The organism is Nocardia sp. NPDC060255 (assembly GCF_042727395.1).
In the GTDB taxonomy this organism is placed as follows: Bacteria; Actinomycetota; Actinomycetes; order Mycobacteriales; family Mycobacteriaceae; genus Nocardia.
This window is the reverse complement of sequence record NZ_JBHXAU010000035.1, coordinates 1-14,491: the sequence shown is the minus strand read 5'-3', so window position 1 is coordinate 14,491 and position 14,491 is coordinate 1. Positions and strand designations below refer to the sequence as shown.

15 protein-coding genes and 1 pseudogene are annotated in these 14,491 nt (G+C 68.0%); 12 read left to right on the top strand and 4 right to left on the bottom strand.

Annotated features, from left to right (window positions below):
* Positions 1 to 111 precede the first annotated feature (111 nt).
* A complete protein-coding gene (locus ACFWF1_RS39715) occupies positions 112 to 582 on the top strand; it encodes a MarR family winged helix-turn-helix transcriptional regulator (protein WP_379290286.1) in 471 nt (156 codons plus the stop codon).
* A gap of 1,096 nt (positions 583 to 1,678) precedes the next feature.
* Here ACFWF1_RS39715 and mftD read toward each other — a convergent pair.
* Positions 1,679 to 2,845, bottom strand: a pseudogene (mftD, locus tag ACFWF1_RS39710) (pre-mycofactocin synthase MftD); the annotation flags it as partial.
* Positions 2,842 to 3,597, bottom strand: coding sequence for a mycofactocin biosynthesis peptidyl-dipeptidase MftE (gene mftE / locus ACFWF1_RS39705; protein WP_379290282.1), 756 nt, complete (start codon positions 3,595 to 3,597; stop codon positions 2,842 to 2,844). The gene mftE and the pseudogene mftD, both read right to left, overlap by 4 nt.
* A gap of 40 nt (positions 3,598 to 3,637) precedes the next feature.
* Here mftE and mftR point away from each other — a divergent pair, with 40 nt between their 5' ends.
* From mftR to ACFWF1_RS39665, 8 genes are all read left to right on the top strand, one after another.
* Positions 3,638 to 4,273 (top strand): mycofactocin system transcriptional regulator, encoded by a 636-nt coding sequence (mftR, locus tag ACFWF1_RS39700; protein WP_379290280.1) that lies wholly within the window; start codon positions 3,638 to 3,640, stop codon positions 4,271 to 4,273.
* Between the two features lie 128 nt (positions 4,274 to 4,401).
* Positions 4,402 to 5,307 carry an STAS domain-containing protein gene (locus ACFWF1_RS39695; protein WP_040735778.1) on the top strand — a complete coding sequence of 302 codons (906 nt, stop codon included), beginning with the start codon at positions 4,402 to 4,404 and terminating at the stop codon, positions 5,305 to 5,307.
* Between the two features lie 14 nt (positions 5,308 to 5,321).
* Entirely contained in the window at positions 5,322 to 5,711 is a 390-nt protein-coding gene (locus ACFWF1_RS39690; RefSeq protein ID WP_107660644.1) for an STAS domain-containing protein, read from the top strand.
* Positions 5,689 to 6,114: an ATP-binding protein gene (locus ACFWF1_RS39685; protein WP_150404521.1), complete on the top strand. Its 426-nt coding sequence runs from the start codon at positions 5,689 to 5,691 to the stop codon at positions 6,112 to 6,114. Before ACFWF1_RS39690 ends, ACFWF1_RS39685 begins: the two co-directional genes overlap by 23 nt.
* Positions 6,107 to 6,742, top strand: a complete 636-nt coding sequence (locus tag ACFWF1_RS39680; protein ID WP_379290277.1) for a SpoIIE family protein phosphatase — start codon at positions 6,107 to 6,109, stop codon at positions 6,740 to 6,742. Before ACFWF1_RS39685 ends, ACFWF1_RS39680 begins: the two co-directional genes overlap by 8 nt.
* Before the next feature lie 13 nt (positions 6,743 to 6,755).
* Entirely contained in the window at positions 6,756 to 9,101 is a 2,346-nt protein-coding gene (locus ACFWF1_RS39675) for a SpoIIE family protein phosphatase (protein ID WP_379290276.1), read from the top strand.
* Between the two features lie 47 nt (positions 9,102 to 9,148).
* Positions 9,149 to 9,373: a hypothetical protein gene (locus ACFWF1_RS39670; protein WP_379290274.1), complete on the top strand. Its 225-nt coding sequence runs from the start codon at positions 9,149 to 9,151 to the stop codon at positions 9,371 to 9,373.
* Between the two features lie 172 nt (positions 9,374 to 9,545).
* Positions 9,546 to 9,884 carry an STAS domain-containing protein gene (locus ACFWF1_RS39665; RefSeq protein WP_379290455.1) on the top strand — a complete coding sequence of 113 codons (339 nt, stop codon included), beginning with the start codon at positions 9,546 to 9,548 and terminating at the stop codon, positions 9,882 to 9,884.
* A 64-nt stretch (positions 9,885 to 9,948) separates the two neighbouring features.
* Here the strand turns inward: ACFWF1_RS39665 and ACFWF1_RS39660 are convergent, their stop codons facing one another.
* Positions 9,949 to 10,986 (bottom strand): LLM class F420-dependent oxidoreductase, encoded by a 1,038-nt coding sequence (locus ACFWF1_RS39660; RefSeq protein ID WP_379290273.1) that lies wholly within the window; start codon positions 10,984 to 10,986, stop codon positions 9,949 to 9,951.
* A gap of 121 nt (positions 10,987 to 11,107) precedes the next feature.
* Between ACFWF1_RS39660 and ACFWF1_RS39655 the strand changes: the two genes are divergently transcribed.
* Complete coding sequence (locus tag ACFWF1_RS39655; protein WP_379290272.1) at positions 11,108 to 11,767, top strand: cyclodeaminase/cyclohydrolase family protein; 660 nt, start codon at positions 11,108 to 11,110, stop codon at positions 11,765 to 11,767.
* A 68-nt stretch (positions 11,768 to 11,835) separates the two neighbouring features.
* Positions 11,836 to 12,801, top strand: coding sequence for a TIGR03557 family F420-dependent LLM class oxidoreductase (locus tag ACFWF1_RS39650; RefSeq protein ID WP_379290270.1), 966 nt, complete (start codon positions 11,836 to 11,838; stop codon positions 12,799 to 12,801).
* A gap of 4 nt (positions 12,802 to 12,805) precedes the next feature.
* Here ACFWF1_RS39650 and ACFWF1_RS39645 read toward each other — a convergent pair whose 3' ends face one another.
* A complete protein-coding gene (locus tag ACFWF1_RS39645; protein ID WP_379290268.1) occupies positions 12,806 to 13,717 on the bottom strand; it encodes an NADP-dependent oxidoreductase in 912 nt (303 codons plus the stop codon).
* A 67-nt stretch (positions 13,718 to 13,784) separates the two neighbouring features.
* Between ACFWF1_RS39645 and ACFWF1_RS39640 the strand changes: the two genes are divergently transcribed.
* The gene (locus tag ACFWF1_RS39640) at positions 13,785 to 14,186 is read left to right on the top strand and encodes a winged helix-turn-helix transcriptional regulator (RefSeq protein WP_379290266.1); all 402 of its coding nucleotides are present in this window, start codon (positions 13,785 to 13,787) and stop codon (positions 14,184 to 14,186) included.
* Positions 14,187 to 14,491 lie beyond the last annotated feature (305 nt).

Below are 14,491 nucleotides of genomic sequence, written 5' to 3'. Positions count from 1 at the left end.
CGTTCCACACAAAAGCGTTCGGACGTCCAAGCGTCGGTTCGCCGCAACACCGTCGCGTGCCGCACAACGGAGCGCGACAATGTATGACACGCCAGAGTTTGGAGCGCTATCGTGACCGATCCCCATTGGCTCGATGACGTCGAAATGCGTGCCTGGGTGGGCTTTGTGCGCACCCGCGACCTCATCGCCGCGGCGGTCGGGCGAGACTCGGCCCGCGAGTCGAACCTCACCTACGTCGAATATTCGGTGCTGGCGTTCCTGAGCAAAACCCCGGAACACCGCTGCACCTTCGCCGAGCTCGCCGCGCAACTCGAGTGGTCGCAGAGCAGGCTGTCGCATCAGATCACCCGGATGGAGAAGCGCGGACTCGTGGTCCGCGAACCGATCCCCGACGATGCCCGCCGCACCGCGGCCCGCCTCACCCCACGCGGCGCCGAGGTCCTCACCGGCGCCGCACCCGCACACGTCGTCAGCGTCCGCAAGCACATGATCGACATCCTCGACCGCCAGCAATTGGCCGCGCTCGCCGACATCTACGACACACTGCTCGCCCATCATCGCCAAACGACGAGCGAGAACTGACCAGTCAGGCAGACGTACTCGCCGCCTCCGGCCGCACTGCGGACTCCCGCGCCGCCCGACTCGGTACCCGCACCACTGACTCAGCTGCCGCGCCAGCTGAATCGACGCCTGGACCGTTCGATTCGGTTGCTTGGCGACCCGATCAGGTCACTATGCTGCCCAACTCGCTGCCGTGCCGCCTGATCCAGTGATCGCACCGTCCGGTTCGACTGCCGCGCTGCCCGATTCAGTCATCGCACCGTCCGACTCGGCTGCCAGGCCGCCTGATTCGATCCAGCACTGGCTGATCCGGTTACCGCGTTGGGATCCTCGGCTGCCACACGGGCTGAGTCGGCCACCGTGCCCACCGATTCGGCTGCAGTGTCATTCGACCCGGGTGGCGACACGGGCCAATTCGGCCAGCGCGCCACCGGCTCGGCTACCGCGCTCATCGACATCTACGACACACTGCTCGCCCATCATCGCCAAACGACGAGCGACTAACTGACCACTCGGGCAGACGTACTCGCCGCCTCCGGCTGCGCCGCCGATTCGGCTGCCGCACTACTCGCTTCGGCCGCCGCGCCATCCGACGCGGCCGCCGCACTGGCCAACGCTGCCGCAGCGGTATCCGACGCGGGCCGTACTAGCCGATACGGCTGCCGCACTAACCGACTCGACTGCCACGTCGGCGGCTTCGGCCGCATTTGGCCGACGCACTAACCGACTCAGGCCGTACTAGCCGATACGGCTGCCGCACTATCCGACTCGACTGCCACGTCGGCGGTTTCGGCTGCCGCATTGGCCGATTCGGCTGCCGCACTTCCCGACTCGGCCGCCGCACTGCTCGACTCGACCGCCGCACTGCCCGACTCGGGCCGTACTGGCCGATTCGGCCGCCACACTGCCCAACCCGGCCGCCGCGCTACCCGACTCGGGCCGTACTGGCCGATTCGGCCGCCACACTGTCCGATTCGGCTGTCGCACTCCCCGGCTCGGCTCCCTCGCCGTTCGATTCGATTACCACACCGGCTGATTCGGTGCCGACATCGTTCGATCCAGCCGCGGCAACCACCACTTCGCTTGCCCCAGCAAACGATTCGCGAAAACCAGTCGGCACCCCCAGCGCGCGCTCGAACCCCGCGGGCACCACGATGTCGCCGCGATCGAGCTCGGCGACACTCGTCTTGCGCAATCCGAGCAGCGCCGAGTCGATTCCGCCGCGGAGGATGTCGAGTACGTTCTCCACGCCCGCTTGCCCGTTCGCGGCCAGGCCCCACAGGTATCCGCGCCCGATCATCACCGCGCGGGCACCGAGCGCCACGGCCTTGACCACGTCGCTGCCGCGTCGGATGCCGCCGTCGAGTACCACCTCGATCTGTGTGCCCACCGCCTCGGCCACCGCGGGGAGCGCCCGGATGGCCGCTGGGGTCCCGTCCAGGTTGTTGCCACCGTGGTTGGACACCGAGATCGCCGCGACGCCCGCATCGACCGCACGCAGCGCGTCATCGACCCGGATGACACCCTTCAGCATCACCGGACCGTCCCACTGCTCGCAAACCCATTGCACGTCCGCCCAATCCGGCGGCGGCGTGCCCATCCATTCGCCGTACGCACCGAAGAACCCGGGGGCCGGGCCGTCGCCGATGGCCATGTTCGGCGCGGTGAGATCCGGGATGTGCCCGGACTTCGCGTAGGTCGCCAGCCAGCGCGGCCTGGCCAGGGTCTGCGGCGCGAACTTCAGCATGGTGCGCAGGTCGAGCTTCTCCGGGATCACCGGACTCCCCCAGTCCCGGCCGTGCGAGAACGACCAGTCCAGGGTCAGGATCAGCCCGACCGCGCCCGCCGCCTTCGCCCGCGCCATCCGCTGCAGGATCTCGTCTTTGCTTCCGCACCAGTACATCTGGAAGAAGGTCGCCGGGTTGGCCGCGATCACCTCTTCGATCGGCTTGCTGGCAAAGGAGCTGAGCCCCATCGCGATACCGCGGGCCGCCGCCGCGCGGGCCACCGCCACCTCACCGTCCGGGTGCACCGCCTGCACGCCGGTCGGCGAAATCATCACCGGCATCGAAAGGTGTTGGCCGAGTACGGTAGTCGACTGATCGCGGTCGCCGATGCTGCCCGCGACGTGCGGGGCGAAACCGAGCTCGGTGAACGCCTGCTGATTGTCCTCGATGGTCTGCCCGCGCTCGGATCCGGCGATCAGCGCGCCGTACACCGATTTCGGCAGTCTCTTCTTCGCACGTCGCTGCGCTTCGGCAACGGTTTCGAACCACGGGTTCATGGTTGGACGGTCCTTTCCAAGGAAGCTGCCGGCCACCAGAGCCGGGTTCGGTCGAGCAAGTCGGTGGTCAGGTGGTCGAGCAGCGCCGCGCCCTCGTCGGCGCTCGCCGCGGTCGGATCGCCGAGCACGCCGTTGGCGCTGACCGAGCGCACCCCCGCGCCGCGCAGTAGCGGCATGAGCTGCGCGAGCGGGCGGACATCGCCCACCTCGGCGCGGTCCAGCCGCACCCGATCCGGCGAAAGTGCCAGTTGAACGCCGGTTTCCGAGCGGCCGGCATGCAGATCACCTTGGTAGCGCGGCAGATACACGCGCACGTCGCGGGACTCGCTGCGCAACAGCGTTTCCGCGCGCCGCAGCGGTTCGAGGTTGCCGCCGTGCCAGTTGACCAGCAGGATGCGGTCGAAGGTATCCGTTGCCGAGCGGCACAATTCGACGACGAGCAGTTCCAGCGCGGCCTGCCCGATGGACAGCGTGCCGGGAAACCCCGCGTGCTCGCCGCTGGCGCCGTATGGAATCGCCGGAGCGACAAGCACATCCGAGCGCACGGCGGCCAGCCGCGCACACAGGGCCGAAGCGATATCGGTGTCGGTGGACAGCGGCAGATGCGGTCCGTGCTGTTCGGTCGCGCCGATCGCGACGGCCAGAATCGCATCGGCGGCGGCCCGCTTCCCGGCCTCGGGCCAGGTGAGATCGGCCACCGCGCGGGCCGAATCAGCCGCGACGCGGCTGTGGCCTGCGACACTTTCGAACATCTCGCCAGATTATCGTCAGTCACTGACATAATCAATCCTCGTGACAGCAAGAAGCACCCGCGGCCGCCCGCGCGGGACCAGCAAACGCGAACTCGAACTGATCGCCATGCGGCTGTTCACCGAGCAGGGCTTCGAGGACACCACCGTCGAGCAGATCGCCGCCGCGGCCGGCGTCAGCGGCCGCACGTTCTTCCGCTACTTCCCCACCAAGGCCGAGGTGCTCTGGTACCAGTTCGATGACGAAGTCACCGCTCTGCGCACCGCGTTCGCCGAAGTGCCCGACGATGTTGCGATGATGACCGCGGTTCGTCGAGTTGTCGTGAACGCCAATCGGTATCGGGCCGAGGACGTGCCGGAGCTACGCACCCGCATGCAACTGGTCGCCACCATCCCGGCGCTGGCCGCCACCGCGGGCGCACACTATGACGCCTGGGAACGCGCGGTCAGCGACTTCGCCGCCCGCAGACTCGGCGAACCGAACAACGCCCTGATCCCGCTGGCCGTCGGGCGCACCACACTGGCCGCCGCGCGCGCCGCCTTCGACGCCTGGCTGGCCCGCGCCGACGCGGATCTCACTGTCTATCTGGAGGAAGCGCTGCGTGGACTGGAACGCGGTTTCGCGCCGGGGACGGCAGCCGATGGAGTCGGCGGGGCGGGAAAAACACGGCCGTCGTGAATCGCAAGCGAACAACGGGCAGGTTTCATCCGCAACACGGTTGGGGTATGACTAGGCTCGGTGTCGGTCTCACGGCCGAACGCACGATGATCCGACTCAACAAACCGTCGAAAGGGGCAGGAGTTTCCATGTCCGAGGTGTCCATGAGCCTTTCGGCGGATTCGCTGACCGCGGGACCGGTCGACAACCTGCTTCCGCAGTTGGTCGAGCATCTGCGTCAGAACCGCACCGCGCTGCGTGAGGAGTGGGCTCGCCGCATCACCGACGCTCAGCTCCTGACCGCGATGACCCCGGAGGAAATCTTCTCCGAGGCGACCTCCGTCTACGACAACTACGTCGAGGTGCTCGAGACCGGTAGCGTCGAGGCGCTGCAGGCCTACGCCCGCGACCTGTCCGAGCGCATCATTCCGCGAGGCGTCGAGACCGACGAGGTCCTCGGCATCGTGCTGCTGCTGCGTGACGTGCTGGCCCGCTCGCTGTTCGAGAAGTACCAGGCCGACTTCCAGCTACTCAACGCCGTGCTCGACGCCTACGAGCCGGCCGCGAACCGCATCGCCAACACCGTGGGCGTCTCCTTCGTCCAGGAGCGCGAGCGCGTGATCCGGCAGCAGCAGGAGGCGATCCGCGAGCTGTCCACGCCTGTTCTGCAGGTGCGTGAACAGTTGCTCATCCTGCCGATCATCGGCGTGCTGGACAGTCAACGCGCCAGGCAGCTCACCGAACAGCTACTGCGCGCGATCCGGGCCAACCGCGCCAAGGTGGTCGTCATCGACATCACCGGTGTGCCGCAGATCGACTCGACCGTGGCCAACCACCTGGTGCAAACGGTCGACGCGTCCGGCCTGATGGGTGCCAACGTGATCATCACCGGGCTCTCCTCGGAGATCGCGCTGACGCTGGTCACCATCGGGCTCGATCTGTCCAAGATGAATGCGGTCGGCGACCTCCAAGGCGGTATCGAGGAAGCCGAACGTCTGCTGGGTTACGAGGTTTCCCGAGTCGCCGAACGGGTTACCGAACGCGACGGCCGCTAGATCAGGGCGGGCACATGCCGGTACCGATTCTCAAACAGGGCACCTATCTCATCGCGTCGGTTCAATCAGCGTTGACCGACGCCGATACCGAACGCCTGCAGGACGACCTGATGAAACAGGTCAGCAAATATCGAGCGCACGGAATCATCGTCGACGTCACCGCGATCGACATCATGGATTCCTTCGCGGCGAGATCGTTGCGTACCATCGCGCACATGACGCAGCTGCGCGGCGCCGAAACGGTGATCGTCGGGCTGCAGCCGGAAGTCGCGTTCGCCATGGTGCAACTCGGGCTCACCTTCGAGGACATGCACACGGCCCTCGACCTCGAAGAGGGCCTGGCCTGGCTCAACAAGAAGACCGCCTCCCCACGCCAGCGGGATGGTCGTGACAGTGGCCGCTGAGAACCTGGTGATCGCGGTCAGAGTGTCGGGCGACATCGTGATCGCACGTCAGGCAGGCCGCGAACTGGCAGCGAAGCTCGGATTCACACTGACAGACCGCACCATGATCTCGACGGCCATCTCCGAAATCGCCCGCAACATCACCAGTTACGCGGGCAGCGGCGAGATCAGGCTGATGGTCGACGACCGGGAGGGTCGTCAGGCACTGGTGGTCCAGGCCGAGGATCAAGGACCCGGCATCATCGACATTCCCCGCGCGCTCGAGGACGGCTATTCGACCGGGCGCGGACTAGGACTCGGTCTCCCCGGCGCCCGCAGGCTGATGGATCGGCTACTCGTCGATTCGGCGCCGGGCAAGGGCACGTTGGTGGAGATGTGGAAGTGGGTACCCAACGGTGCATGACGACGGGTTCATCGGCCGAATCGAGTGGGCGGTGGCCGGTCGCGCCCTGCCCGGCCAACGCGTCTCCGGTGATCGCGGCCTCATCCTCGATACCGGCGGCGGCACCGTCCTTTTCGCCGTGCTGGACGGACTCGGCCATGGCGCGGCCGCGGCCGACGCCGCCGATCGAGCCGCGCAGGTGCTCTCGGAGAACCGCGCCGAACCGTTGGACGTGCTGATGGTGCTCTGTCATCGGGCCATGGCCGACACTCGAGGCGCCGCGGTATCGCTGGCGCTGTTCGATCCCAGCGACACGGTGCGCTGGCTCGGCGTCGGCAATGTCGAGTCCCGGGTGCTCACCGTGAGTCCGGCGGGGCTGGCCGTCCGCGCGACCATCCTGCTGACGGCGGGGATCGTCGGCTACCGGCTGCCGCAGAACCTGCAACCGCAGACCATTCACGTGCGTCCCGGCGATCTGCTGCTGATGTCCACCGACGGCATCGTCAGCGAATCCGCCGACGCGATCGACCTGTCGAAGTCCACCGCCGACATCACCGCGGACATCCTCGGCAAGCACGCCAAGGACACCGACGACGCGTTGGTGCTCGCGGCCCGGCACCGCGGCGCTGCGCTGGGCCCGACGTCATGAGGGGCCGTGTCCGATGACAGCACTGGCCGACTTCCTCGACGAGTACGCGAAAGCACTACGGCGACACCTGGATTCACCGACCCAGGCCACCCTCGCCGAAGGATACGAGCTCGGCAGGCGGGCCCTGGTCGAGGGCATCAGCCTGCTCGACCTCAACGAGAACCACTTCCGGGTGGTGCAGGCCGCCGAGCATGACGCCGGCATCGCCGAGCGGGATGTTCGCCTCGCCGAGTCCGCGCTGGAGTTCCTGCTGCAAACCCTTGCCGCACTTGATATCGCGACCCGCGGCTATCTCGACGGCGTCGGCCGCTACGAGCAACAGCGCACGCGCGCAGACGATCTCGCCGGACGGGACGCCTTCCGCACCGCCCTGGTCGAGTCGCTGCAGGACGGCTTCTTCGTCGCCGACTCGCACGGCGCGATCGTCGAGGTCAACTCCGCGTTCGGCGCGCTGACCGGATACGGCGCCGCCGATGTGCCCTATCCGCTGCCGCATCCGTGGTCGATGCCGGAGGGGCCGCGCTACCCCGATTTGGGCACGGAGGCACTGCGTTTCGTCATTCCGATCCGGCACCGCGACGGCCGCTCGGTGTGGCTGGCGGTGAGCACCAGCGCGCTGATCAAGCCGGAGAACAACGAACGCATCTTCGTCGGCACCATCCGCGACGTCACCGCCGAGCACGACGCGCAGGCCCGCGATCAGGCCGCCTCCCGGCTGGCCACCGCGGTGGGCGCGGCGACCAGCGTGGTCGAGGTGCTCGCGGTCGGCCTCGACGAATTGCGGCGCACCGTCGGCGCGCAGACCGCGGTGGTGTCGGTGTGGCCGAGCAGGCACGTCGAGCCGGAGGTGTACGTCTCCGGTGCCGAGGGCACGCCGAACGGGCCCGAGAGCGCCGAATTGGACGCGCGCGCAAGGGCAATGCTGGATCGAGCCAGACGCAGACCGGGCCGCAGCCTGTTCGCGATCCCGGAGGGCACCGACAGTTCCGAGGGCATCGTCGCGCCGCTCGGCGAAACCGGTGATGCCGCACTGTGGTTGCGCTTCGCCGCACCGCGCGCGATCAGCGCCGCCGACTGGACGTTGTTCTCGCTACTCATCGGGCACCTCAGCCTCGCGGTGCAGCGGGCACGCAACTTCGATCAGGCCCGCTCGACCTCGCTGACGCTGCAGCGGGCCATGCTCGGCCCGATCGAACTGCCGCCACGGTTCTCGGTGCACTACGAGCCCGCGCTGCCGCCGCTGGAGATCGGCGGCGACTGGTACGACGTGGTCCCGTTGCGCGACGGCACCATCGGCGTGGTGGTCGGCGACTGCGTCGGCCGTGGCCTGTCCGCCGCCGTGGTGATGGGCCAATTACGTACGGCCGCAAGAGCATTGCTGATACGCGGGGCCGGTCCGGCGCAGCTGCTCGCCGAGCTGGACACCGTCGCGGGCCGGATTCCGGGCGCGATGTGCACCACCGTGTGCGCCGCGGTGCTCGATCCGGTGCGCGGCCTGGTCCGCTACAGCAGCGCGGGCCACATGCCGCCGATCCTGGCCGATGTCGACGCGACCGGCCGCCTGCTGGAGGGCGGGCGCTCGTTCCCGCTGGCCACCTTCGATACCCCGCGCCGCCCGGAGGCGACCACCGCGTTGACGCCGGGCTCGACGCTGGTGCTGTTCACCGACGGACTGGTCGAACAGCGCGGCGTCGATATCGACGACAGCTTCGCCAAGATCGCCGACGTGCTCGCCGACACCTCGGCCAAGCTGCCGCGCGAGGTCGCCGATGCGGTGCTCTCGCGCCTGCGGCCCGCCGCGGGCTACGACGACGACGTCGCCATGGTGGTGTATCGCCAACCGCCCGCACCGCTGCGGCTGGAGGTCCCCGCGCACGCGGATGAGCTTGCGGCACTGCGCCGTACGCTCAAGGCCTGGCTGGCCGCCGCCGCGGTGCCGCACGACCTGGCGTCCGATCTGGTGGCCGCCGCCAACGAGGCCTGCAGCAACAGCATCGAGCACGCCTACCGCAACGGCGCGGTGCCGACCGGCCGCCCCGAGAGCACCGACCGCTCGATGGGCCGCGTCGCCAGAGCCCTGCGCGACCCGGCCGGCGACACCAACCGCGTCGAACTGACCGCCACCTGCAACACCGAGACGGTGGTGATCACGGTCGAAGACACGGGCAGCTGGAAGCCGCGCTCGGCCGACCCCGGCTACCGCGGCCGCGGCATCGACATGATGCGCGCACTCACCGAGGAACTCGACATCGATCACACCGGACCGGGCACCCGCGTCCGCATGTCGGTGACGCTGCCCGCGATCGCCTTCCCGGTGGCGAACCCGTTGCGCGGCACCAACCGTCGCGCCTCGGGCTGACGCCGCGTCGTTTTACTGCCGCGCCCGGTGTCGTGAGTGCACGCGCAGTGCCCGAGTCTCCGATTCAGCTCGAGGGCGAGGTGCGCGCCGAGCGCACCCGGCGCCCTCATGTGGCCGACGAGCTGAGCATTACGGGCACCGAGCATGTCGATCAGGTCGGCTGGGATTCGCTGATCATGAAGTTCTGCGAGTTCTTCGGCGACGGCAGGCAGTTGCATCCGTCTCGGCCGGCCACCGCGTGGCAGAACCCGAGTCCCGCGACCAGCCATTGAGCAGACCCGCCGGTAACGCTCCTATTCTGAAGCGGCGCAACGGCAACTTCGGTGAGCGTCCTGCGGTAGTGTTTGTTCTTATGAACGCGCCGAGGTTGCGAATTTCCCGCTACTTGTGTGTTGTGATGTTGTGACCAACACTTCCGGAGACGCGTATCCCCTCGCGGACACGATGACCACCACCGTCGCTTCCCAAGACGGTGCGACGGTCCTCACTGTGGCAGGCGAGGTCGACCTGGCAACGGCCCCCGCGCTGGAGAGCTCGATCGAGGCGATCCTCAACGGCAAACCCGCGGCCTTGATCATCGATCTGACCGCGGTCAGCTTCCTCGCCTCGGCGGGCATGGCGGTGCTCGTCGCAACTCACCAGCGCGCGGGCGACTCGACCGCGATCGCCGTGGTCGCCGACGGCCCGGCCACCAGCAGGCAGCTGCGGATGACCAATCTCGATCAGGTGTTCGCCGTGCATTCCACCCTGGCGGCGGCGCTCGCGGGCTTCCGCGACCGCTGACCCGAATCCGTACCGACCGCGGCGTCTCCCCTCGTTCGAGGCGAGACGCCGCGGTCGTTCGCGCTCAGCAGAGTTCGCGCAGCTGCTCGATCAGCTTGACCCGCTCGGCCGGGGTGGCCGCCATCGGCAACACGTTCAGCACGGTGGCGCCCGCCTCGGCGAAGGCGGCGACCCGCTCCTTGACGAAGCTCGCGGGGCCGACCAGCGAGATGTCGCGGACCAGGGCGTCGGGCACGACCTTCGCGGCCTCTTCCTTCTTGCCCGCCAGGTAGAGCTCCTGGATGCGGTCGGCCTCGGCGCCGTAGCCGTACTTGGTGGCCAGCGTGTGATAGAAGTTCTTGCCCTTGGCGCCCATGCCGCCGATGTACAGCGCGAGGTGCGGCTTCACGAATTCCAGCAGCGGCTCGACGTTGTCGCCGATGGCCAGCGCCGGGCTCGCGTACACCTCGAGCGGGCCGAGCTGCGGGTCACGCTTGGCGAAACCGGCCTCGAGCGACTCGCCCCAGATCTTGTTCGCCTGTTCCGGCAGGAAGAAGATCGGCTGCCAGCCCTCGGCGATCTCGGCGGTCAGCTCGACGTTCTTCGGGCCGATCGCCGCGAGCAGCACCGGAATGCGTTCGCGCACCGGATGATTGATCAGCTTCAGCGCCTTGCCCAGACCGGTGCCCTTACCTTCGGGCAGCGGGATCTGGTAGTACTTGCCCTGGTATTCGAGCCGCTCGCGCCGCCACACCTTGCGGCAGATCTCCACCAGCTCCCGGGTGCGCCCGATCGGCGCGTCGTAGGGCACGCCGTGGAAGCCCTCGATCACCTGCGGGCCCGACGCGCCGAGGCCGAGGATGAACCGGCCGTCGGAGACGAAATCGAGGCCGGCCGCGGTCATCGCGGTCAGGCTCGGGGTGCGGGTGTAGATCTGCAGGATGCCCGAGGCCAGCTCGATCCGCGAGGTCTTGGCCGCCAGGTAGCCGAGCGCGCTCACCGCGTCGTACGAGTACGCCTCGGGGACGAACACGATGTCCAGGCCGGCCCGCTCCAGGTCGGCGACCTCGGCCGCCGCTTCTTTGAAACCGCCCGAGTAGTTGATGCCCAATCCGATCCGCATAGCACTCAACATAACGGCGGCTACGGGTTCGCGCCGCACCGGCCGGGTCCCGCGACGGCCGAACCGGTAGCGTTGACCGCGCACTCCCCACCCGCGCCGCACGATGAAAGGCCATCAACCCGTGTCGCAGCCGAGCACATCGTCCCAGGAAACTGCGTCCTCCTTCGGCGAGGCCACGCTCGCGCAGTACCTGTCCGATCTGGCCGCCAAGATCCCGGCGCCGGGCGGCGGGGCCGTCGCCGCGCTGCATGCCGCGCAGGCCGCCGCGCTCGTCGCGATGGTCGCGCGCTACACCACCCGCGCCAAGGATGCGGACAACCGGCCGGTGGTCGACCGGATCATCGAGGCCGCCGACGCCGCCCGCGCTCGCGCGCTGGCCTTGGCCGACGCCGATGCCGCCGCGTTCACCGCGGTCGGTGCCGCCTACAAGCTGCCGAAGGACACCGCGGCGGAAGTCGCCGTGCGTACCGCGACGATCAATGCCGCGCTGGTCGAGGCCGTGCGAGTGCCCGCGGCGGTGGTCGATGAGGCCGACGAGGTGCTTTCGCTGGCCGCCGAGCTGTTCCCGATCGGCAATCCGAACGTGGTCACCGATATCGGCGCCGCCGCCGACGCCTGCCGGGCCGCGGCCGCCAGCTCGCAGCTCAATATCGAGATCAACGTGGCCTCGCTGCCCGCCGAGGAGGGCGACCGATTCGCCCCCGTTTTGCTGCGCATCGAGGAACTCGTGGCGCGCGCGGACGGCCTGCACGCCGACGTGGTGCACGCGGTTCGCGGTTAGTCCTGGTTTCCGCACCGCACGGTCGGGTATGTCGGCGGCAGGTAGCCGACAACGCCGAGGAGGTAGCCGTGCAGATCGGATACAAGTTGGCCGCAGAGGCCTTCGGGCCGAAAGAGCTGATGCGTCAAGCGGTTCGGGCGGAATCCGCCGGTTTCGACTTCGTCGAGGTGAGCGATCACTATCACCCGTGGCTCGACGTCCAGGGGCATTCGCCGTTCGCGTGGACGGTGTTGGGGTCGATCGCCGCGCAGACCGAGCGGATCGGCCTCGCGACCGGGGTCACCTGTCCGACCGTCCGCTATCACCCGGCGATCATCGCGCAGGCCGCGGCGACGCTGGCGCTGGTGTCCGATGGACGGTTCACCCTCGGCGTCGGCTCGGGTGAGCGGCTCAATGAGCATGTGGTCGCGCGGGAGTTCCCGGAGGTGCGTAAGCGCCAGGAGATGTTGCGTGAGGCGCTGGAGATCATTCGATTGCTGTGGCGCGGTGGGTATCGCTCGTACGACGGCCGCTACCTGTCGCTGTCGGACGCGCGGGTCTTCGATCTGCCCGACGAACTTCCGGTGATCGCGGTGGCCGCCAGCGGGCCGCCCTCGGCGCGGATCGCCGCCGAGCTCGGGGACGGGCTGTTCGCCACCGAACCGAAATCCGAGATCGTCGAGCGGTATCAGGCGGCCGGCGGTGCCGGGCCGCGCTATGCGGAGGTTCCGATGGCTTGGGCGCCCGATGAGGAGACCGCCGCCAAGGCCGTGCTCGAGACGACCCGCTGGGCCTTGACCGGCTGGAAGGTGATGAGCGAGCTGCCGAATCCGGTGAACTTCGATGCCGCGTCCAAGACCGTGCGCATCGAGGACGTGGTGCAGCAGTTCGCCTGCGGCCCGGACCCGGCCCGCTATGTCGAGGTGGCCCAGCAGTTCGTCGACGCGGGCTTCGACCACCTCGTCATGCAGAATGCCGGGCCGGATCCGGACGGGTTCATCGACTTCTATCAGCAGGAACTCGAACCCCGCCTCCGGCAGCTCACGCCGAGCTGATCCGCTACGAATTCCACACTGTCAGTACGATTTTGCCGCGGACTCGGCCGGATTCGCTGAGCTGGTGGGCTTTTGCCACATCGGCGAGGGGCAGGACCTGATCGATCGTGACACGCAGGTGGCCGCGGTCGACCGCAGTGGCGATCTCACGCAGGGAGACACCCGAGGGTTCGACATAGAAGCGTTCGTAGCGCGGATCGTTCGCGGCGCGCGGATCGGCCTCGGCATCGCCCAGCATGTCGAGGTAGCGACCGTTAGGGCGCAGCACGCGCAGTGAGCGCGCTCCGTATTCGCCGCCGACGAGGTCGAGCACGACATCGATGTCACCGACGGCGTCGGCGAAATCGACTGAGGTGTAATCGATCGCCTCATCGATACCGAGTTCCCGCAGATACTCGTGGTTGGCGGCGCGGGCAGTGCCGATCACGTAGGCGCCACGATGCTTGGCGATCTGCACCGCGAGGTGACCGACGCCACCGGCCGCCGCGTGCACCAGGATGCGCTGCCCCGCGCCGACGGCGGCCAGCGCCTGCCAGGCGGTCGAGGCCGCCACCGGCAATGCCGCCGCATGGGTGTGGTCCAGGCTCGCCGGTTTCGGCGCCAACGTATGCGCCTGTGCCACTAGGTATTCGGCGTTCGCACCGCCCATCACCATCCCATAGACGGCAGCGCCGATCTGGAACTGTGCCACGCCGGGCCCGAGCTCCTCGACGGTCCCGGAAACGTCCAATCCCAATGTCAGCGGCGGACTTCCGAGATCGGGCACCCGTCCGACCCGAACCTTCCAGTCTGCCGCATTGACGCTGGTCGCGACGACCCGCACCAACACCTCCCCCGGTCCCGGCTGCGGCCGAGCCACCTCCACCGTTTCGAGAACGTCCGGACCGCCGAATGTGCGTTGAATGATTACCAACATGCCCACGATTCTGCGGCGACCTAGTATCTATTGGAAAGAAGGCACTTTAATGATCCCGAGGTACCCAATGGATACTGCGACCCCGACCCTGGTCGAGAGCTACGTGCACAATTGTCCGGCCCGCGAGATCTTCGCCGTGCTGGCCGACAAATGGGTCCTGCTCGTCCTCGTCGTCCTGCGCGACAACAAAACCCCCGTCCGCTTCAACGACCTCCGCCGCCGCCTCGACGGCATCACCCAGAAGATGCTCACCCGCACCCTCCGCACCCTCGAACGCGAAGGCCTGGTCCACCGAGCCGTCTACCCCACCGTCCCACCCAAGGTCGAATACTCCCTCACCCCCCTCGGCGAAAGCCTCGCCGCCATCAGCCAAGCACTCGGCACCTGGTCAGACCAACACCAACACCAAATCCTCGCCGCCCGAAAAGCTTTCGACACCCGCCCCACCCCCGAACCCCTCACCCCCTGACCCCCTCCTCGACAACCGGACCACGCCGCGCGCAAATCATCCAGCCGCGCGCGGAATTGCCAGCAATTCCGTACGCGCCGGACAAGAAAGCGCGCAGAGGCAATCAACGACGGCCCTCCGCCCCACCGCGACGAGATCTGCACTCCCTCTCGGGATCTGCACTCGGAATAGGGCCCTATTTTGAGTGCAGATCCCAAGTGAGGGTGCAGATTGGGAGTGTCCGGGAAACGGTGGATTTGATCTTGGTCTGACACGCCGAGCGTTGCTTGGCGGGAAGGATCGATGATGAGCGAAACACTGGATCC

What these genes read in the sequence shown, in the direction of transcription:
- mftE (WP_379290282.1), bottom strand. Translation starts at nt 3,597, where the DNA reads ATGTTCGAAAGTGTCGCAGGCCACAGCCGCGTCGCGGCTGATTCGGCC.
- ACFWF1_RS39665 (WP_379290455.1), top strand. Translation starts at nt 9,546, where the DNA reads ATGACCACCACCGTCGCTTCCCAAGACGGTGCGACGGTCCTCACTGTG.
- ACFWF1_RS39690 (WP_107660644.1), top strand. Translation starts at nt 5,322, where the DNA reads ATGCCGGTACCGATTCTCAAACAGGGCACCTATCTCATCGCGTCGGTT.
- ACFWF1_RS39660 (WP_379290273.1), bottom strand. Translation starts at nt 10,986, where the DNA reads ATGCGGATCGGATTGGGCATCAACTACTCGGGCGGTTTCAAAGAAGCG.
- ACFWF1_RS39640 (WP_379290266.1), top strand. Translation starts at nt 13,785, where the DNA reads ATGGATACTGCGACCCCGACCCTGGTCGAGAGCTACGTGCACAATTGT.
- ACFWF1_RS39685 (WP_150404521.1), top strand. Translation starts at nt 5,689, where the DNA reads ATGGTCGTGACAGTGGCCGCTGAGAACCTGGTGATCGCGGTCAGAGTG.
- ACFWF1_RS39695 (WP_040735778.1), top strand. Translation starts at nt 4,402, where the DNA reads ATGTCCGAGGTGTCCATGAGCCTTTCGGCGGATTCGCTGACCGCGGGA.
- ACFWF1_RS39675 (WP_379290276.1), top strand. Translation starts at nt 6,756, where the DNA reads ATGACAGCACTGGCCGACTTCCTCGACGAGTACGCGAAAGCACTACGG.
- ACFWF1_RS39645 (WP_379290268.1), bottom strand. Translation starts at nt 13,717, where the DNA reads ATGTTGGTAATCATTCAACGCACATTCGGCGGTCCGGACGTTCTCGAA.